This is a genomic window from Paraburkholderia caffeinilytica (genome assembly GCF_051027425.1).
In the GTDB taxonomy this organism is placed as follows: domain Bacteria; phylum Pseudomonadota; class Gammaproteobacteria; order Burkholderiales; family Burkholderiaceae; genus Paraburkholderia; species Paraburkholderia caffeinilytica_A.
This window is the reverse complement of record NZ_CP186553.1, coordinates 2,382,635-2,401,163: the sequence shown is the minus strand read 5'-3', so window position 1 is coordinate 2,401,163 and position 18,529 is coordinate 2,382,635. Positions and strand designations below refer to the sequence as shown.

General features: G+C 62.9%; 19 protein-coding genes. 7 read left to right on the top strand and 12 right to left on the bottom strand.

Annotated elements, in window-relative coordinates; all coding sequences use genetic code 11:
* Nucleotides 1-21 precede the first annotated feature (21 nt).
* Both ACOSV0_RS31100 and ACOSV0_RS31095 read right to left on the bottom strand, forming a co-directional pair.
* Entirely contained in the window at nt 22-420 is a 399-nt protein-coding gene (locus ACOSV0_RS31100; RefSeq protein ID WP_434111144.1) for a hypothetical protein, read from the bottom strand.
* Between the two features lie 125 nt (nt 421-545).
* Nucleotides 546-737 carry a hypothetical protein gene (locus ACOSV0_RS31095; RefSeq protein ID WP_434111142.1) on the bottom strand — a complete coding sequence of 64 codons (192 nt, stop codon included), beginning with the start codon at nt 735-737 and terminating at the stop codon, nt 546-548.
* A gap of 123 nt (nt 738-860) precedes the next feature.
* Here ACOSV0_RS31095 and ACOSV0_RS31090 point away from each other — a divergent pair, with 123 nt between their 5' ends.
* Genes ACOSV0_RS31090 through ACOSV0_RS31080 form a run of 3 tightly spaced genes read left to right on the top strand, consistent with a single transcriptional unit; the run spans nt 861 to nt 4,856 of the window.
* Complete coding sequence (locus tag ACOSV0_RS31090) at nt 861-1,316, top strand: (2Fe-2S)-binding protein (RefSeq protein ID WP_054036421.1); 456 nt, start codon at nt 861-863, stop codon at nt 1,314-1,316.
* A gap of 1 nt (nt 1,317) precedes the next feature.
* Nucleotides 1,318-3,561 (top strand): molybdopterin cofactor-binding domain-containing protein, encoded by a 2,244-nt coding sequence (locus ACOSV0_RS31085; RefSeq protein WP_434111140.1) that lies wholly within the window; start codon nt 1,318-1,320, stop codon nt 3,559-3,561.
* A 14-nt stretch (nt 3,562-3,575) separates the two neighbouring features.
* The gene (locus tag ACOSV0_RS31080) at nt 3,576-4,856 is read left to right on the top strand and encodes a c-type cytochrome (protein ID WP_434111138.1); all 1,281 of its coding nucleotides are present in this window, start codon (nt 3,576-3,578) and stop codon (nt 4,854-4,856) included.
* A gap of 133 nt (nt 4,857-4,989) precedes the next feature.
* Here the strand turns inward: ACOSV0_RS31080 and ACOSV0_RS31075 are convergent, their stop codons facing one another.
* The 7 genes from ACOSV0_RS31075 to ACOSV0_RS31045 form a co-directional block, all read right to left on the bottom strand.
* Entirely contained in the window at nt 4,990-5,646 is a 657-nt protein-coding gene (locus tag ACOSV0_RS31075; protein WP_434111135.1) for an amino acid ABC transporter permease, read from the bottom strand.
* A 2-nt stretch (nt 5,647-5,648) separates the two neighbouring features.
* Nucleotides 5,649-6,401 carry an amino acid ABC transporter permease gene (locus tag ACOSV0_RS31070; protein WP_434111133.1) on the bottom strand — a complete coding sequence of 251 codons (753 nt, stop codon included), beginning with the start codon at nt 6,399-6,401 and terminating at the stop codon, nt 5,649-5,651.
* 119 nt (nt 6,402-6,520) lie between these two features.
* The gene (locus tag ACOSV0_RS31065; protein WP_434111131.1) at nt 6,521-7,345 is read right to left on the bottom strand and encodes a transporter substrate-binding domain-containing protein; all 825 of its coding nucleotides are present in this window, start codon (nt 7,343-7,345) and stop codon (nt 6,521-6,523) included.
* A 142-nt stretch (nt 7,346-7,487) separates the two neighbouring features.
* Entirely contained in the window at nt 7,488-8,561 is a 1,074-nt protein-coding gene (locus ACOSV0_RS31060) for an ABC transporter ATP-binding protein (RefSeq protein ID WP_434111129.1), read from the bottom strand.
* A 49-nt stretch (nt 8,562-8,610) separates the two neighbouring features.
* Nucleotides 8,611-9,498 carry an ABC transporter permease gene (locus tag ACOSV0_RS31055; protein ID WP_434111126.1) on the bottom strand — a complete coding sequence of 296 codons (888 nt, stop codon included), beginning with the start codon at nt 9,496-9,498 and terminating at the stop codon, nt 8,611-8,613.
* A complete protein-coding gene (locus ACOSV0_RS31050; protein ID WP_434115924.1) occupies nt 9,495-10,487 on the bottom strand; it encodes an ABC transporter permease in 993 nt (330 codons plus the stop codon). The genes ACOSV0_RS31055 and ACOSV0_RS31050 overlap by 4 nt, the downstream gene beginning before the upstream one ends.
* A gap of 5 nt (nt 10,488-10,492) precedes the next feature.
* On the bottom strand, nt 10,493-11,587 hold the full coding sequence (locus ACOSV0_RS31045) for an ABC transporter substrate-binding protein (protein ID WP_434111124.1): 1,095 nt from the start codon (nt 11,585-11,587) through the stop codon (nt 10,493-10,495).
* 558 nt (nt 11,588-12,145) lie between these two features.
* On the opposite strand from ACOSV0_RS31045, the gene ACOSV0_RS31040 reads away from it, so the two are divergent.
* Nucleotides 12,146-13,039 carry a LysR substrate-binding domain-containing protein gene (locus tag ACOSV0_RS31040; protein WP_434111122.1) on the top strand — a complete coding sequence of 298 codons (894 nt, stop codon included), beginning with the start codon at nt 12,146-12,148 and terminating at the stop codon, nt 13,037-13,039.
* Nucleotides 13,040-13,084: 45 nt separating this feature from the next.
* Here the strand turns inward: ACOSV0_RS31040 and ACOSV0_RS31035 are convergent, their stop codons facing one another.
* Nucleotides 13,085-14,167: a calcium:proton antiporter gene (locus ACOSV0_RS31035; protein WP_434111120.1), complete on the bottom strand. Its 1,083-nt coding sequence runs from the start codon at nt 14,165-14,167 to the stop codon at nt 13,085-13,087.
* Between the two features lie 184 nt (nt 14,168-14,351).
* On the bottom strand, nt 14,352-14,720 hold the full coding sequence (locus ACOSV0_RS31030; protein WP_434111118.1) for a BON domain-containing protein: 369 nt from the start codon (nt 14,718-14,720) through the stop codon (nt 14,352-14,354).
* Nucleotides 14,721-15,111: 391 nt separating this feature from the next.
* Here ACOSV0_RS31030 and ACOSV0_RS31025 point away from each other — a divergent pair, with 391 nt between their 5' ends.
* On the top strand, nt 15,112-15,759 hold the full coding sequence (locus ACOSV0_RS31025) for a DNA-3-methyladenine glycosylase (protein ID WP_434111116.1): 648 nt from the start codon (nt 15,112-15,114) through the stop codon (nt 15,757-15,759).
* 280 nt (nt 15,760-16,039) lie between these two features.
* Complete coding sequence (locus ACOSV0_RS31020) at nt 16,040-16,384, top strand: DUF4148 domain-containing protein (protein ID WP_434111114.1); 345 nt, start codon at nt 16,040-16,042, stop codon at nt 16,382-16,384.
* Between the two features lie 368 nt (nt 16,385-16,752).
* Here the strand turns inward: ACOSV0_RS31020 and ACOSV0_RS31015 are convergent, their stop codons facing one another.
* Nucleotides 16,753-17,196: a CBS domain-containing protein gene (locus ACOSV0_RS31015; protein WP_434111112.1), complete on the bottom strand. Its 444-nt coding sequence runs from the start codon at nt 17,194-17,196 to the stop codon at nt 16,753-16,755.
* A gap of 270 nt (nt 17,197-17,466) precedes the next feature.
* On the opposite strand from ACOSV0_RS31015, the gene ribA reads away from it, so the two are divergent.
* Nucleotides 17,467-18,117, top strand: a complete 651-nt coding sequence (gene ribA / locus ACOSV0_RS31010) for a GTP cyclohydrolase II (RefSeq protein ID WP_434115922.1) — start codon at nt 17,467-17,469, stop codon at nt 18,115-18,117.
* Nucleotides 18,118-18,529: the final 412 nt, after the last annotated feature.

The following is an 18,529-nucleotide window of genomic DNA, read 5'->3' as shown; positions in this document are numbered from 1 at the left end:
GGCGAAATAACGCGCCGCCGGCTACTTCGATTCAATGCCGCGTAGCAACTGCGAAACCTGCCCATGGTGATGCAGGATCGCCGGGTCGGCTTGCAGAAGCGGCAGATAGCGCGGCAGGAATGCGTTGTCGGGCTGGTCGGGAGAAAAGAGGCCGGTGATTGCTTCGGCCGCGGCGAGCCGATCGGCTGCGTCCGCTTCCTTGTCGTCGAGAATTTCGTCGACGTTCGCGATCACCGTGGAGAGCGGCGTGAGCCAGCGGAACCCCGAGCCGTTGATCAGCACTTGCAGGAAGGCCGCCGGCGTCACGGGGCCGAATTCCTTTTCGTACGATGCACGCTCGTGATCGAGAATCGACTTATGCAGCGCCAATAGCGGTCTGCGAATCTCCGAGAGGAATTGGGTGCATTGCTGGTCGTTCATCTTGCCGCTCCTTCGGATAGTCATGCCGGATCAGGCCGGGCGATCGGGTCAAGCCAGATCCATGCTAACAAAATCGCTCGAGGTTGCACCAATAAGAATGATGCGCGTACACGAAGCACGTCGGATCAAATCAATGCGGCAATGGTAACGCATTGATTTGAATCCCGTTTCACTTCCAGAAAGGGCAGCGGCTGCGTCTTTTTCGGCGCGTGGGCGCCGTGGACATGCGCGCTTCGTCGGCGAACTTCTTTATCCGCGACTACAATTTCCAGGTCTTCTCCAGCGCACTCACGCGGCGCGTGATCCGCTGTCTTCATTGAACTGTAGCCGCATTGCGCATTAGCACGACCTGTTGAATAAACACGGCAAGTCTTTGCGTTTTGGTTCAACGTCTCTGCCTAAACAGCCTGACAAACAATAAACCCCACCCGGAGCCGCCCATGACAACGTTCAACATCAACGGCCAGACTCATACTGTCGACGCACCGCCCGACATGCCCCTGCTGTGGGTCTTACGCGACCTCGTCGGCTTGACCGGCACCAAGTTCGGTTGTGGCATTGCGCAATGCGGCGCATGCACCGTGCATCTCGATGGCGTCGCGGTACGCTCGTGCGTGCTGCCGGCCGCGGCTGTCGGCGACAAGAAAATCACCACCATCGAAGCAGTCGGCAGCACGCCGGCCGGGCAGAAGGTGCAGCAGGCGTGGCGCCAACTGGACGTCGTGCAGTGCGGCTACTGTCAGTCGGGGCAGGTGATGTCGGCGGCCTCGCTGATCGCGAGCAATCCCAATCCGACCGACGCGGATATCGACGCCGCCATGGCCGGCAACATCTGCCGCTGTGGGACGTACAACCGCATCCGCGCGGCGATCAAGCAAGCCGCGAAGGGAGCCTGACATGTCCCAGGGATTGCTCGATGCACAAAACGGCGCGCAGCCGCCGAAGGGCGGCAAGGGCGGCATCTCGCGCCGCACGTTCCTGAAGTTCAGCGTAACGGTAGGCGCGGCAACGGGCGGCGGCTTGCTGCTCGGCTTCAGCATGCCGGCCGCGAGTCAGGACCAGAAGGCCGGCAAATCGGTGATTGGCGGCGACGCCGACGAAGCGCCTCAGAACGGCGTGTTCGCGCCGAACGCCTTTATCCAGATCGACACGGCGGGCAAGGTCACGCTGGTGATTCCCAAGGTCGAAATGGGGCAGGGCGTCTACACGTCGATCCCGATGCTGATCGCCGAAGAGCTCGAAGTGCCGCTCGACTCGGTCACGCTCGACCACGCGCCACCGAACGAAAAGCTCTTCATGGACCCGCTGCTCGGCGGCCAGCTCACCGGCGGTTCGACGTCGATCCGCTTTGCCTGGGAACCGATGCGCCGTGCCGGCGCCGCCGCACGCACCGTGCTGATCGGCGCCGCGGCACAGCAATGGCAGGTCGATCCGGCAAGCTGTCACGCAGAAGCCGGGCAGGTGATTCATGCGGCGAGCAATCGCAGCATCGGTTACGGCCAACTGGTGAACGCCGCGGCGAAACTGCCCGCGCCGCAGAACGTCAAGTTGAAAGACCCGAAAGACTTCAAGCTGATCGGCACCGCGGTCAAGCGTCTCGATTCGCCGGAGAAGGTGGACGGCACGGCGATGTTCGGACTGGACGTGCGCGTGCCCGACATGGTCTACGCGGCCATCGCGAACTGCCCGGTGTTCGGCGGCACGCTCGCGAGCGTCGACGATACCAACGCGAAGAAAATTCCCGGCGTGCGCCAGGTCGTCAAAGTCGATAACGCGGTCGCCGTGATCGGCGATCACACGTGGGCCGCCAAACGCGGTTTGCAGGCGCTCGATATCAAATGGAACGAAGGTGCGGGCGCGCAGATCGGCATGAAGCAGATCGTCGACGATCTCGCCAATGCATCGCAGCGCAATGGCGCGGTGGCGCGTAAAGATGGCGACGTGAACAACGCGTTTTCAAACGCAAAGACACGCGTCGATGCCGTGTATCAGCAACCGTTCCTCGCGCACGCCACGATGGAGCCGATCAACTGCACGGTGCATGTTCGCCCCGACGGCTGCGATATCTGGCTCGGCTCGCAAGTGCCGACGCGAGTGGTGGACGCGGCGGTCGCCGTCACCGGCTTGCCCGCGGACAAGATCGTGGTGCACAACCATCTGCTCGGCGGCGGATTCGGCCGGCGGCTCGAGTTCGATATGGTCACGCAGGCGGTCAAGATCGGTAAACAGGTGTCGACGCCGGTGAAGGTGCTATGGACGCGTGAAGAAGACATCCAGCACGACATGTACCGGCCGTACTACTACGACAAAATCTCCGCCGGACTCGACGCGAACGGCAAGCCGATCGCGTGGCAGCACCGGATTGTCGGCTCCTCGATCATGGCGCGCTTCGCACCGCCCGCGTTCAAGAATGGACTCGACCCGGATGCGGTGGAGGTCGCCTCTGACCTGCCGTACGACCTGCCGAATCAACTGATCGACTACGTGCGCCAGGAACCGCATGCTGTTCCCACCGCGTTCTGGCGCGGCGTGGGCCCGACGCGCGGCACCTTCGTGGTCGAGAGTTTCATCGACGAACTCGCCGCGCAGGCGAAAGTCGATCCGGTCAAATACCGTCAGGATCTGCTGGGCAAGACGCCGCGCGCGCTGAATGTGCTCAACACCGCCGCGCAGGCGGCGAATTGGGGCAGCGCGGTGCCGAAGGGCCAGGGGCGCGGCGTCTCGGTGATGCATGCGTTCGGCAGCTTCTTCGGGATCGTTGTCGACGTCGCGGTCGATCAGGGCGAGGTGGCTGTCAAGCGCGTGGTGTGCGCGGTCGATTGCGGCATGGTGGTGAATCCGAACACGATCGAAGCCCAGGTGCAGGGCGGCATCATTTTCGGTATCACGGCCGCGCTCTATAGCGAGATCACGATCAAGGACGGTCGCGTCGAGCAGAACAATTTCACCGACTACCGGATGCTGCGGATCGATCAAACGCCGCCTATCGAGGTGCATATCGTGAAGAGCAGTGAGGCGCCGGGCGGCATCGGCGAACCGGGCACGGCGGCGCTCGCCCCCGCGCTGACGAACGCGATTTACGCGGCGACCGGCAAGCGGCTGCGGCAATTGCCGGTTGGCAGCCAACTGCAAACCGCTTAACTGGAGCCCCCAACATGAACAACACACTCAAGGGTTTCAGCGCGGCGCTGTGCGTGGCATGGCCATTCATGACGCAAGCCCCGGCGCAGGCAGCCGACCAGGCGCTGGTGCAACGCGGCGCCTATCTGGCGAAGGCCGGCGATTGCGTTGCCTGTCATACCGCGCCGAAGGGCAAACCGTTCGCAGGCGGCCTGCCGATGACCACGCCGATGGGCCGGATCTACACCACCAACATCACGCCGGATCAGCAAACCGGCATCGGCACATACACGGAAGAGGACTTTGCAAAAGCGATGCGTGAAGGCGTCGCGAAAGACGGGCACAACCTGTATCCGGCGATGCCGTATCCGTCGTATGCAAAGGTCAACGACGACGACATGAAAGCGCTGTACGCGTATTTCATGAGCGGCGTGGCGCCGGTGCAGCAGGCGAACCGCGAGCCGGACATCAAATGGCCGTTGAACATGCGCTGGCCGTTGAAGTTCTGGAACATGGTGTTCCTGGAGAAGGGCGTCTATCAGGACAAGCCGGGCAAGGATGTCGCGTGGAATCGCGGCGCGTATCTGATCCAGGGGCTGGGGCACTGCGGTTCGTGTCATACGCCGCGCGGTATCGCGTTCCAGGAGAAGGCGCTCGATGAAAGCGGCAGCGCGTTCCTCACCGGCGGCCTGCTCGACGGCTGGTTCGCAGCGAACCTGACCGGCGAGCATAACGTTGGCCTCGGCCGCTGGAACGATCAGGATCTGCAGGCGTTCCTGAAAACCGGCGCCAATCGTCATGCGTCGGCATTCGGTTCGATGACCAGCGTGATCAACAACAGCACGCAGGCCCTGAACGATGCCGACATCGCGGCGATGTCCACGTACCTGAAGTCGCTGCCGCCGGCGGGCGGCAACGGTGCGTCGCCTTATACGTACGATCCACAGGCGACGAAGGTGTCGCTGAACCGTCCCGCGAACGATGCCGGTGCGCGCGTTTATACGGCGTATTGCATGCACTGCCATGGCGTGGATGGACGCGGCTTTGCGCCGATGCTGGCGCCCTTGGCCGGGAATCCGAACGTGCTGGAGAAGGACCCGTCGTCGCTGATCAACGTGACGCTGAACGGCACGGAGGACCTGGTGATCGGCGGTATTCCCGCGCCGTATCCGATGCCGAAGTACGCGCCGGTGCTCAACGATCAGCAGATCGCCGATGTGCTGACCTTCGTGCGGGCCGGGTGGAATAACGGCGGGCCAGCGGTGACGCCGGGTGACGTGGCGAAGTTGCGGAAGTCGACGCAGGCGGCTCGATAGACGCATCGGGTCGGCAACAAAAAAACGGCAACCGTGCAAAACGGTTGCCGTTTTTTATGAATGCTTGTGAGGGGCCGCTAGGCGTTTTGGGCAGCGTTCAACGCAGTGCAGAACAGATCAAGCCAGCAGCAAGTCACCGGTGCTGCCCCACCTTCTGCCGCTTTTCCAGCACGCGCGCATACCACGTCAGCGGGAAACACATCGCGAAGTAAATCATCGCGACCATGCCGTAGATCGGGAACGGGCGGAATGCGGCGTTCGTGATCATCGTGCCGGTCTTGGTCAATTCCGTGAAGCCGATGATCGACGCGAGCGCCGTGCTCTTCACCACCTGCACGAGGAAGCCGACCGTCGGCGCCACGGCGATCTTCAGCGCCTGCGGCCAGATGATATAGCGCAACTGCTGGCTGAACGTCATGCCCAGACTCGCGCCCGCAGCCCACTGACCACGCGGCACGGCTTCCACGCAACCGCGCCAGATGTCGACCAGATACGCGCTGGTATAAAGCGTCAGCGTGACGGTTGCCGCAACCCACGGCGACACATCGACACCCAGCAACGGCAGGCCGAAGAACGCCAGAAACAGCTGCATCAGCAACGGCGTGCCCTGAAACACTTCCACATACACCACCACGATCCGCCGCAGCCACGGCAACGGCGACACGCGCATGGCGAGCAGAATCAGCCCGACCATGCCGCCGCCGACAAACGCGATCAGCGACAACAGCACCGTCCAGCGGGCGGCGAGCAACAGATTGCGGGCGATGTCCCACAGTGTGAATTCGACCATGATCAACGCTCCGTCGGCAGAGTGCGGGCGCCACGCCACATCAGGCGGGTGCGCCAGTTGCGCGGCGCGGCGTCGGTGCTGACGCTGCGAGCCGCGCGGCCCGCAAAGAGGCCGCGGCCGAGCCGGTTCATGAGTTGCCGCAACACGATCGACAACACCAGATACGTCGCGGTGATAATCACGTAGCTCTCGAACGAACGGAAATTGCGCGACTGGATAAAGTTGGCCGCGTAGGTCAGATCGGGCACCGAGATCTGCGAGACCACCGCCGAGCCGAGCATCACGATCAGCACCTGGCTCAGCAGCGCGGGAAACACATTGGCGATCGCCTGCGGCAGCACGACGAAACGAAACACCTGCCGACCATGCAGGCCGAGCGCTTGCGCCGCCTGCACCTGGCCGCGCGGGATCGAATCGATACCGGCGCGCACGATTTCGATCGCGTACGCGCCGAGATTGACGGTCATCGCCAGGATCGCGGCCTGCACCTCGTCGATATGAATGCCGAGGCTCGGCAAACCGAAGAAGACGAAAAACAACTGCACGATGAAGGGCGTATTGCGGATCAACTCGACGTAAGTCGCGACCACCCAGCGCGCCCACTTCGGCCCGGCCACCGCAATGCTCGCGCCGGCAATGCCGACGAGCCCGCCGAGCACGGTGGACACGGCGGTCAACCCCAGCGTGACGGCGACGCCGCGCGCGAGCAGCCCCGCATAGAGGCCGAAGCCGCTGAAATCGAACGCATAAGTCATGACGTGGCGCTCATCGTGAAGTCAAACTCCGGCGCAGACGCCCCGAAAAGTCCCCCTGGAGGGCGCCTCGCAGGACGCCCCCTTGAGGAACCGGCCTGGCCAGTCCGCGCAAAAAAGGTTTAGAGATCGGCCGGCAGCGGCGCACGCAGCCACTTCTGCGAAATGGCGTTCATGGTGCCGTCCTTGCGGGCCTTGGCAATCGTTTCGTCGACTTTCTGCTTCAGACGCGGCTCATTCTTGTTCAAACCGACATGATCCGGCGAGCTGAACAGCGAAAATTTCTGCTCGGGATCGTTCGCCGGATGACGCGCGAGAATGGTTGCGCCGACGTCGTTGCCGACTACCATCAACTGTACCTGACCAGAAAGAAACGCCGAAATTGCGCCGTTAGGATCGTCGAATCTTTTGATGGTCGCCGTGGGCGGGGCGATCTTCGTCACGCTCAGGTCTTCCAGCGTGCCGCGCGCCACCGAAATCGACTTGCCGGCAAGGTCGGCGGCGTTCTTCACGGGCAGCGTTTTCGGACCGAACACGGCGAGGTAGTAGGGCGCGTAGGGCTGCGAGAAGTCGATCACCTTTTCGCGTTCCGGCGTCTGGCCGACTGAAAGGAGCATGTCAGCCTTGTGATCGGCGAGGTAGGCCATGCGGTTGTCGCCGGTCACCTGCACGAGTTCGACCTTCGCGTTGAGCGCCTTGCCGATCAGGTTGGCGACGTCGATGTCGTAGCCCATCGGCTTCATGTCCGGACCGATCGAGCCGAACGGCGGATAGTCCTCGAATACGCCGATGCGTACCGTGCCGGACTTGGCGATCGTGTCGAGTGCGTCGGCGTGCGCGGCCGACGGAAACGCGCACAGTGCGCCGAGGCCGGTGAAGGCGAGCGTCGCGGCGAGGGTCGCGAAGACGCGGCGTGCGTTCGATTGAGCAACTTGGGGCTGATTCATGGTCTTTCCTCTGTCGAAAACTCGGTATTGGAATGGGTTTCTGTGAACGCCTCAGTGGCGCGGTTCAAGGGTGTGCGTCAGTGGCGTGCCTCGGTGACGTGCCTGTGAGCCATGGCTCGGCGGCGCTCTTCAGCGACGCGTTTCAATGTGCCGCGCGGGCGGCAATCAGTTTGCACGCGTGCGGTGGCAATTCCGCGAGCACCGGCATGCCGAGCGTCAATCCCGGCGTTTCACGCGGCGTAGTCGCGGCAGTCAGCGTGAAGCCCGCGCAATCGATCGTCGCTTCGAGCGACGCCCCCACGTCGCGGATAAAAGTCACCGTGCCGGCAAGCCGGTTCTGCCCGGCAGCGTCGGACGCCGATTTGACGCACACGTCTTCCGGCCGGATCAGCAGACGGATGTCGCTGTTGGACGCCGGCACCCGCGCCGGTTGCGCAACCGCAATGCGCCTGCCGCCCGGCAGACTGACGCCGCCCGTGCCGTCGTAAGTGACCGGCAGGATGTTGCCGAGCCCGATAAAGTCAGCGACGAATTCGCTGACCGGGTCGCGATAAATATCGAGCGGTTTGCCGACTTGTGCAATCCGGCCTTTCTCCATCACCACGATCTCGTCGGCCATCGTCATCGCTTCGCGTTGGTCGTGCGTGACCATGATCGTCGTGATGCCGAGGCGCTGTTGCAGCAGGCGGATTTCGACCTGCATCGCTTCGCGCAATTTGGCGTCGAGCGCGGAGAGCGGTTCGTCGAGCAGCAGCAGTTTCGGTTGCGAGGCGATCGCGCGGGCAATCGCCACGCGTTGCCGCTGGCCGCCGGAGAGTTGCGTGACCGGCCGGTTCGCCATATGCGGCAACTGGATCAGCTCCAGCAATTCAGCCACGCGGCGCGCCTGCGCGTCTTTCGCGGTCTTGCGCAGCTTGAGCGGATACGCGACGTTCTGCGCGACCGTCATATGCGGAAACAGCGCGAGCGACTGGAACACCATGCCGAAGTCGCGCTGGTTGGCGGGCAGATGCGTGATGTCGCGGCCGGCAAAATCGATGCGCCCCGAGCTCGGCGTTTCCAGCCCGGCGATCATCCGCAACAGCGTGGTCTTGCCGCAGCCGGACGGTCCGAGAAAGCACACCAGCTTGCCGTCGGGCACGCTCAGATCGACGCTGTCGACGGCATAGGCCGCATTGAAGCGCTTGGTCACGGCCTGCAAGGTCAGATGGGTCATCGAATGCTCCAGCAAGAAGGCGTCATCGCAGCGCGAATCGAACGGGTGGTCAAAGCGCCACCCCTTCGTCGCCGATCAGCTTTTCGAGCAGCCAGATCAGCGCGAAGTCGATCGCGACGATGAATACGGCGAAACAGAACACGGTCGGATCGAGCGACGACACTGTGCGGCTATAGAGCCACACCGGCAGCGTCATCGTGTCGATGCCGTACAGGAAGAAGGTCACCGTGAACTCGTTGAACGAGACGATGAACGCGAACAGCATGCCGGCGAGAATGCCGGGGCGCATCAGCGGCAGGATCACGTCGATCAGCGCGCGAGTCGGGCTTGCGCCCATCACGTAGGCGGCTTCCTCGAACTCCGGGCCGATCGAGGCCACCGACGCCGCGCAATTTTTCACGGTGAACGGCAGCGCCAGAATCACGTGCGCGATGATCAGGCGGAATACGCCGAGTTCGACCGGCAGCACGTTGAACACCAGCAGCAACGACAAGCCGAGCATCACCAGTGGATAGACGAGCGGCAACGCGACCAGTTGTTCGACAGCGGGTTTGCCGCGAAAACGGTAGCGGCTCAACGCATAGGCGGCGGGCACCGAGACGAGCGTGGCGATGACCATTGTCGAGAGCGCGACGATCAGGCTCGTGCTGAGCGCGGCGCCCATTGAGAGCGTGTCGCTCGCGTCCGGCGAGACGAAGCTGTGCCACGCCGCGCGGTACCAGTGCAGGCCGTAGGCGTGCGGCGGGAATTCGAGCGTGTCGGCCGCGCTGAACGACATCGTGATCATCGTCAGGATCGGCAACGCGGCGAGAAACAGCACGACGGCGGCGAGCAGCGCGGTGGCCTTGCCGAGCTGGCCGGGCATGGCCGTCGGCAAACGCGGCAGGCGCGGTGAACCCGGCGGACGCGTCAGGGGAGTCTGGATCGGCGTGCTCATGCGTGAGGCTCCTCGGCGAGACGTTGCGTACGGCGCACGAGGCGCTGCGACAGCGCCATCACGGTGAGCGTCGCGACCATCAAGACGACGCCCGATGCGGACGCAGCAGGCCAGTTCAGCAGGGGCGCGACCTGGTCGTGGACCAGCACGGCGAGCATCGGCACGCGGCGTCCGCCGAGCAGCAGGGGCACGGCGAAGGCGCTGGCGTTGTACGCAAACACCAGCAGCGCGCCGGACACGAGACCCGGCATGGCGAGCGGCAACAACACGTGACGCAGCGTTTGCCAGCGCGTCGCGCCGAGCGTGGCCGCGGCTTCTTCATACGAGCTCGAGACCGCGCGCATCGCACTCGACAACGGCAGCACGGCCAAAGGAAACGCCGTCTGAATCAAGCCGAGCAACACACCGTGTTCGCGATACAGCCACATCACCGGGCGCTCCACAAGGCCGCTGCCGAGCAGTGCGTGATTGAGCAGGCCGGCCGGGCCGAGAATGATCAGCCAGCCATAACCTTGCAGCAGCAGATTGACGAGCAAGGGCAGCAGCACGCCCGCGAGCAACAGCCGCCGCGCGAGCCGCGACTTGGTGCGCGCCATCGCCAACGCGACGGGAATGGCCAGCAGCACGGCGCAGATCATGCTTTGAAACGCGAGCTTCAACGTGAGCCACAACGACTTCATGAAATAGCCGTCGAGGAGGTCGGCGTAGTTCTGCAGCGTGAAGCCGTGCCATTCGTTGCCCTGGGTGCCGAAGCTCATGCGCAGCACGACGAGCGCGGCCGCGCCGAGTATGGCGAGAAATAGCAGGATTGGCGTGAGCAGAAGCCAGGGGCGCGCTTTCGCGAGTGCCGTTTTCACGGGCTCGTCCGGTTCCGGTGTGCCGGAAGTGCCGCCGGGCGAGCCGGAAGCCGTGCCCGGCGCATCACTCGGCGCGGTGTCGGACGCAGCGTCCGACACCGATGAGGCACGCCGCGAAAAGCGCGCGAGCATCGCGGTCATGCCGAGAAAATTTCGGTGTAGCGCTTGATCCACGCCGGTTGCACGACGGCGAGCGCCTTGTCGTCATGCAGGATCGCTTTCTCGGCGATCTGCTGCGGGCTCGGCACGAACGCGCGGCTCTCGGCGGGAATCACCGCTTTCGAATTGACCGGGCCGTTCAGCACGTCGGCAGCCATGCGGCCTTGCACGCCGGCATCGAGCGAATGGTTGATGAAGGCGTGGATCAGATCGCTTTCGGCGGGATGCGACTTCGGGATCACCGTGAACATCAACTGCGTGGCGAAGCCTTCCTTCATGCCGTAGGTCACGCCCATTTTGTACTCGGGCTTGCGGATCTGGTCAGGGAAAAAAGCCGGCGAATAGATGCCGCCGATATCGAGCGAGCCGGTGCGAAACAGATCGGCCACCTGATTCGGGTTCTCGCCGAGCGTCATCACGTGCTCTTTCAACTGCATCAGCTTCTTGAAGCCCGGCTCGATGTTCTGCTGCGAGCCGCCGTTCATTTTCGCGGCGATGATTGCGAGGTCCACGGCTTCGGCCCATTCGGGCGGCGGCAGGAACAGGCGTCCGGCGTACTTCGGGTCCCATAGTGCTTCGTACGACGACGGCGCCGTTTTGACCGTCGACGTGTTGTAGATCAAACCGTCCGACCACAGCAGATACCCCACGCCGAAGCCGTTCGCCCCGGTGCGGTATTGCGGCGCGACTTCCTTGAGGTTCGGCAGCTTGTCGAGATCGGGCTTCATCAGGAGACCCGCGTCGCCGAGACCCGCCGCGCCGACGCCGGCCAGCGTGATGACGTCGTAAGTGGGGCGATCGCCCGCGGCCTTGACCTTGGCGACCATGCCGGAGGTGCCGTCGGCGCGGTCGGCGATCACCTTGGCGCCGGTTTTCGCCGTGAACGTGGCGGCGATGTTGCGCAAGGCGGCGGCGCCCGTGTCGTCCGACCAGGTCAGCAAGCGCAGCGTCTTGCCGGAGAAGTTGTGCTCCTGCGCGCGCAGATTGATAAACGGCATCGGCAAGGTGGATGCCGCGAGTGCCGCGCCGATCGTCTTGATGGCCTGCCTTCTACCCCGTTTGATCTCTTGCATGGCGGTCTCCTGTGTTGAACGCCTGTTGCCTGATGAGTTTCGCTCTGACCGCTGCCGCTGCATCGCCCATGTGCGCTGCCTGTGGTGCCTGTGGTGCCCAATCGCACGCAATGCCCGATGCGTTGCGTGTGGATGCACTCTAGGTTTGCCAAAATCCTCCAACAAACGAAATATGCGCATGGAGCGCATGACAGAATCTCATGGCCCGGCTGTCGCGCGACGCTAGCGACGGCTTTGCTGCGGTCCGTGGGAACGCCGGGACAGTGGCGTATCGGGGTTAACGTCCATGATTTTTTGGTCTGGACGAGCGCGTGGGAGGTATGAGGAAAGCTCGGTTCTGGTGCGATGACCGGCGGGCTTTGCCCTGAATCGGTGCGAGCGGGTGCGGCCACGCTGGAATGGGAGCGCGCGTCATGAGCGAAATGCATGCGTGTTTGCCCGCGTGCAACTCGTGCAGGACATTCTGATCGCGTATCCTGTGGGCTTACCGGGTATGACGGCACGCAACGCCGCCTATCCGGGCAATGACTTTTTCTGATCCCGAACCGGACTACCCCGATGCGACGTCTTCCGCCGCTCAACGCGCTGCAGATTTTCGAAACCGTTGCGCGGCATCGCAGCTTCACGCGTGCCGCCGATCATCTATGCCTGACGCAAGGCGCGGTGAGCCGGCAAATCATCGCGCTCGAGGATTACTACAAGTTTCCCCTCTTCAAACGCCATGCAAAAGGCTTGACGCTGACCGCCGAAGGCGAATTGCTGTTGCCGGCCGTGAAGGAGAGCTTCGCGCGTATCGAGGAGATATCGCTGCGCCTCACGCGTCAACGCACCGACCTCGCACTGAAGGTGCCGACCTGCGTGATGCGCTGGATGCTGCCGAAGATCATGCGCTTCCAGTCCGAATACCCCGAGCTGCACGTCCAGATCACGACCACCTGGCAGCACGACGTCGACTTTCAGCTCGAGCCGTTCGATGCGGCGATTATCTATGGTTCGTCGCCGGGCGCGGACGTGCAGGCGGTGCCGCTATTCGAGGAGCGTTTGACACCGGTGTGCGCGCCGGATCTGCTGAAAGACAAACCGTTGAACGAAGTGGCGGATCTGGCGCGCCACACGCTGCTGCATCCCACGCGCGATCATCGTGACTGGAAGATGTGGCTCGCCAAAGTGACCGAAGTGGATGCCGCGAACACACACGGTATCGACGCCGGCCACGGCCCGAGCTTCGACACGCTCGACATGGCGACTAACGCCGCGTTGCAGGGCTTCGGTGTCGCCATCAGCGACCTTGCATTGATCGACGAAGATGTTGCGGCCAAGCGCCTTGTGCGGCCGTTCGATACGGTGCTCAAGACCGGCTGGCGCTATTACTTCGTGTATCCGGATTCGGTCGCGCATCAGCAGAAGCTGAATCTGTTTCGCGACTGGATCGCGGAGCATTGGGAAGAGTAAGAAGGGGGCCGTTGTTCCGGTAGAACGCGGACCCTTCGCTTATCGTCAGGGCGCGAAGGACAGAAACAGATACGCCGCGAATAACGACAGATGCACGGCGCCTTGCAGGATCGTCGTGCGCCCGGTACTGAGCGTCAGGGTGCCGACAACCAGCGTGAGCATCAGCAGCACGGTTTCCTTGCCGTCGATACCGAGGATGAGCGGCTGACCGGTCCACAAAAACACCGCGGCGACCGTTGGAATGGTCAGCCCGATACTGGCCAGCGCCGAGCCGAGCGCGAGATTCAGGCTGTTCTGCAAGCGGTCGGCGCGCGCCGCGCGCACGGCGGCGAGTCCTTCGGGCAGCAGCACCAGCGCGGCGATGATAATGCCGACCACTGCCGGTGGCGCGCCCGCGTTCTTCACCGCTGTTTCAACCACCGGCGAGAGCACTTTCGCCAGCAACACGACGGCAACCAGGCACACCACCAGCAAGCCGCCTGCGGCCAGCGCGACACCGACACTCGGCGGGGCGGCATGGACGTCCTCGTCGGGGACGCCGGCAAGAAAGTAATCGCGATGCCGCACGGTCTGGACGAACACGAACACCCCATACAGCACCAGCGACGACACCCCCGCGAACGCCAGTTGCGACGACGACAAAAGCGGGCCGGCGCTGGTCGTCGTGTAGTTCGGCATGACCAGCGTCAGCACGGACAATGACGCGAGCACCGCCAGCGCGGCCGCCGCGCCCCGGCTCTGAAAATCCTGCTCGCGATGCCGGATGCCGCCCACCAGCAGGCAAATGCCCACGATCCCATTGCAGACGATCATCACCGCGGCGAACACGGTGTCGCGCGCGAGACCGGCCTTCTCGGGACCGGATGTCAACATCACCGAAACGATCAGCGCGACCTCGATCACCGTCACGGCCACCGCCAGCACCAGGGTGCCGAACGGCTCGCCGACCCGATGCGCGACCACTTCCGCATGGTGCACCGCTGTGAACACGGCTGCGCACAGCGCCACGCCGATTAGCGCGAGAAGCAGTCCGTTGCCCGGCAGGGCATATGCCACACCCAGCACGATCCAGGCGACGAAGGGCGCGGCGATGGTCCAGCGGGGCAAAACGGTCGCGGGTGTGGTCATTCAGGGTTTCCTTTCGGTGCTTGTTCTGTTTGCGTGGGGCTGATGCGGACGGGCGCCGCCGAAACCTGGGCGCTGGCGCGAATGCTAACAAATCAAGGGGAAGAAACCGGATGTTCCGGTCCGGACGCGCCGCCTTCTGATGAAGCGTTGCGCCCGGATGTAGCGCTACGACTGGCTGATGCGGTTACTGTCCGACCGGACGGATCGTCAGGGCGTTCTTGACCGAGGTCACGCCCGCCACGCCTTGCGCGGTCTGGGTTGCCAGGTCGATTTGCGTTTGCTCAGGCACCGTGCCGGCCAGCGTCACCGCGCCGCTACGCGAGCGTACGGTGATGTTGGCCACGCTCAGGCCCTTGGTCTTCGCCAGTGCGGTACGCACTTTACGTCCCAACGCACGGTCGGCTTTCTTGACCGCCTTGGCACCGGCAGGCGCCGACGCAGCGGCCATGGGCGCTGCCGCAGCCGCCGCATCGCTGCTTTGGGCGTATGCATTGACGGACGCCAGAACGATCAGCGCGCCGCCGACCATCTTGATTGCCTGGAATGCTTTCATTCAACTCTCTCCTATTGTCATGAATACGACGGCCCCCGGATGGGGCCGGTGTACTACACCAGCGGGTACTTCGGGATCAAATCTGAATGGAACGCTGCTGCGGGTCGTGCAACTTCTCTCGATCTGCAAGATGATGGGCGGGCCTGAGCACACCACACCGGCAAAGGCTGTCCTGCAGACCGGAAACACACGATACTCCAATTAGTGCCATGGTGAATGCAACCCTGCCCGGAAATGAGGTTCAGGTACAACGAATGGGCGTGGAATACAGGTGCGATGGCGCTTTATCGCTTGCCGCCGCATGTCGACGCATGGGGGGTATGTCTGTTCATGCGTCCGCGGCGCATCCCCCGAACCCTGCGCGTTGCGCTTCACAACCAGTCCGGACCGCATGCCGACCCAGCCATTGCCCATCCTCCCCTTGCTTCGTGACGAATTGCCGCTCGATACGGTCGCGCTGGCGCGCTTCATGGTCGGCAAATACCTGGTGCACGATCTTCCTGAAGGGCGCATCAGCGGCCGGATTGTCGAAACCGAAGCCTATCCGCTCGGCGATTCGACCAGCCACGCGTTTTTTGGGCGCCGCTCCTATAACGGCTCGATGTTTCTCGCTCCCGGCCACGCTTATGTCCGGCTGACCTACGGGCTTTCGTACATGCTGAACATGTCCGCGGAAGCCGAGGGGATTGGCGCCGGCATTCTGCTTCGCGCTATCGAGCCGCTTGAAGGCTTGCCCCTGATGGAGGCGCGGCGGCCTGGTGTGCCGCTGCGCGACCTCGCGCGCGGTCCCGGCCGGCTCACCATGGCCTTGGGCATCGGTCCGTCGTTCGACGGCCTCGATCTGTGCGCCGGGCGCGATCTGTGGATCGGTGTGATAGAGCGGGGGGACGTGCCGATCGGCGTCACGACGCGCATCGGCTTGTCGCGCGAGATGCATCGGCCGCTACGATTTTTCGAACCGGGCAGTGCGTTCGTCAGCGGGCCGCGAAAACTGCTGCTCCCACCGCATACCGACGCTGTGGCGAGCGCGAAAATCTGACTACCGGCGGCAAAGCGAAGCAATTCGGTAAAACGTGCTCAGTGACGCGCATTTTTTAAACGTCAGACACAAAGGGTTACGATCCCGACAATTATTACGGTAAAGATATCCCTTCAATCTATGCAAGCCGCAAATTCCGATGCACTCTTGCGATTTCAACAATTATGTATCTCCTAATTAAGGGTTTTCCCTCGACAATCGGGTGACTAGACTGAACTCAATCGCTTCCCACATGGTGTGGCTAGCGAATGAAAAAAACCAGGTCTGGAGGTAAGTCATCATGAAATCGATTATCAAGGCAGTCGCTATTGCAGCCATTCTCGCCGCCCCTGTCGCTTCGTTCGCTCAATCGAGCGACCAGCCTGCGACCCGCGCGGAAGTTCGCAATCAGTTGATCCAGTTGGAGCAAGCCGGCTACAACCCGGGCAGGAGCAACGACACGAGCTATCCGGCTGACGTTCAAGCTGCCGAAAGCCGTGTCCAGGCGCAAAATCCGGCCGTCGCACAGACGCAGGAACCGGTCGCGGATACCAGTGGTTACGGTGGCGCGGTCAACGGCTCGTCGCAGGCGGGTGGCGTAGTCCAGCCGATGTCCGGCCCGAAGTCGGTTTATTTCGGTAACTGATTTCGACGATAGCCGGTGAGTCTCGCCGACAGTTGATCGAAGCGGGGCGTGTGAGGAATATCCCGGCGCACGTTTCGCGATCAGCAAGCAGTTTTGATGGAAGCACGGAAATGCGCACCTTATGCGGTGCGCATTGAAGAACGTTGTGTTTTACCGATGGCTGTGGCGGGCGGTTTGTGCCGTTTATGCCGCCAGTTGAACGAATCCGCCGTGCCGCGCAGGGTTGCGGCTCACAATTCAGGAACCTCCGCTGCCGCAAGGTAGCTTCGCCCAACCTTTTTCAAGGATTGGGCTTTTTTTGCGCCCTGTTTCGACCGCGTCGCGTACGGCGCCCGGCATGCAGCGCGGCGTGCGATAGGCGGCGAAGCTCAGGGCCGTTCGCCGTGGATATAGAACTCCAGTTGCTGAATCGTGAACTGCTGTTCGGCGATGATGTTCTTCACCAGATCGCCGATCGATACCATGCCCACCAGGCGGTCGTTTTCGATCACCGGCAAGTGGCGCATGCGCCGTTCGGTCATGAGGGCCATGCAGTCGTCGGTGGTCTGGTCGGGACGGACGAAGCGCACGGCCTTGCTCATGATGTCGCGCACCGGCGTGTCCTTCGACGAACGGTCCATCAGGACGACCTTACGCGCATAGTCGCGCTCCGTGATGATCCCGGCGATGCTGTCGCCGTCCGTTACGACCAGTGCGCCGATGCCCTTTTCGGCCATCAGCTTGATCGCCTCGTAGACGGAATCGTCGGCCCTGACCGTGAAGACGACGGTGTGATCGGGTTTCGTTTTAAGAAGTTGTGCAACGCTTGTCATGGAGCGGCTCCGTTTCGCAGTGCAGCACGCCGATGCGGCGCGCTGTCGTGAGGGACAGGCCATTCCAGTATAGGCGCGACGGCGTAGCCAAAGTACCTCGGGAATACCTGTGGCGCGCGGCACGTTGAGTCCGGATACGGCGCGGCGCCGCACCGGTTCCGTGCGCGGCGCATGGACATCCGGGTGCATCGCGCCGATTAGCGGTAAACTCCCAGTCCGTACCTTATTCCCGGTTTGATCGGGTTCATGTCAGCACCATTGTCTAAAGCCATGCTCACGTCTCACGATCCGTCGCCCGCAGCAGACGGCGCAATCAACGGCGAATGCGTCATCCTCGACGCCACCGCCACGCTCCCCACGCGCTACGGCACGTTCACGTCCTACGTGTTTCGCGTGTGCGAAAGCGGCGCCGAACATCTCGCGCTCGTGATGGGCGACGTCGCCAACAAGTCGTCCGTGTTGACGCGCCTGCACTCCGAGTGTCTGACGGGCGACGTGCTCGGCTCGTATCGCTGCGATTGCGGCGAGCAGCTCGATCTGGCGCTGCGCTATATCGCGGCCGAAGGCTGCGGCGTGCTGCTTTATCTACGAGGCCACGAAGGGCGCGGCATCGGCCTGTCGAACAAGATTCGCGCGTATGCGCTGCAGGAGCAGGGCCGCGACACCGTCGAGGCGAATCTCGATCTCGGCTTGCCCGACGACTCGCGCGAATACGATTCGGCGGCGGGCATTTTGCGCACGCTGAAGGTTACCTCGGTGCGCCTGATGAGCAACAATCCGGAGAAATTCGACACGCTGTCGAAGCACGGCATCCCGGTATGCGAGCGGGTCGCGCTAGCGATTCCGATGCGCGAGGAAAACGAGCGCTATATCCGCACCAAGCAGGTGAAGTTCGGGCATTACTTCGACGAGAACGAATAAGCGGCGTGTAGGCGCAGGCCGCCTTTTGCAAACGGCGGCCTGGGCTGAAGCGTCGATTTCGGCAATTTATTGAATGGTTGTGCCGGCGGGCTTTGCTGTGGGTATGGCGAATCTGCGGCGGATCTATGGCGAATTCATGATGTATCGAAGCCAAGTCACGTCACGCCAGGCCACCCCGCGGCGAATCAGAACAAGCCAAAATCGTCGTTGCTGTCGGGAATCGCGTTGAGCACGTCCCGAAGTGCTCGCCAGCCGATCCGTTCCGCAAAACTTGCCGGGATTGCCATCCAGTAGCGAGCGCTTGTATTCGCGCGCGCTGGCGGCGTTCGACGCGCCGCGGTTTTCCGCGATTCCATCGATACGCGCAGTAAAGGGCAGGTATGCATGCCGTTTCTCCTGTCACGAGCGCTGC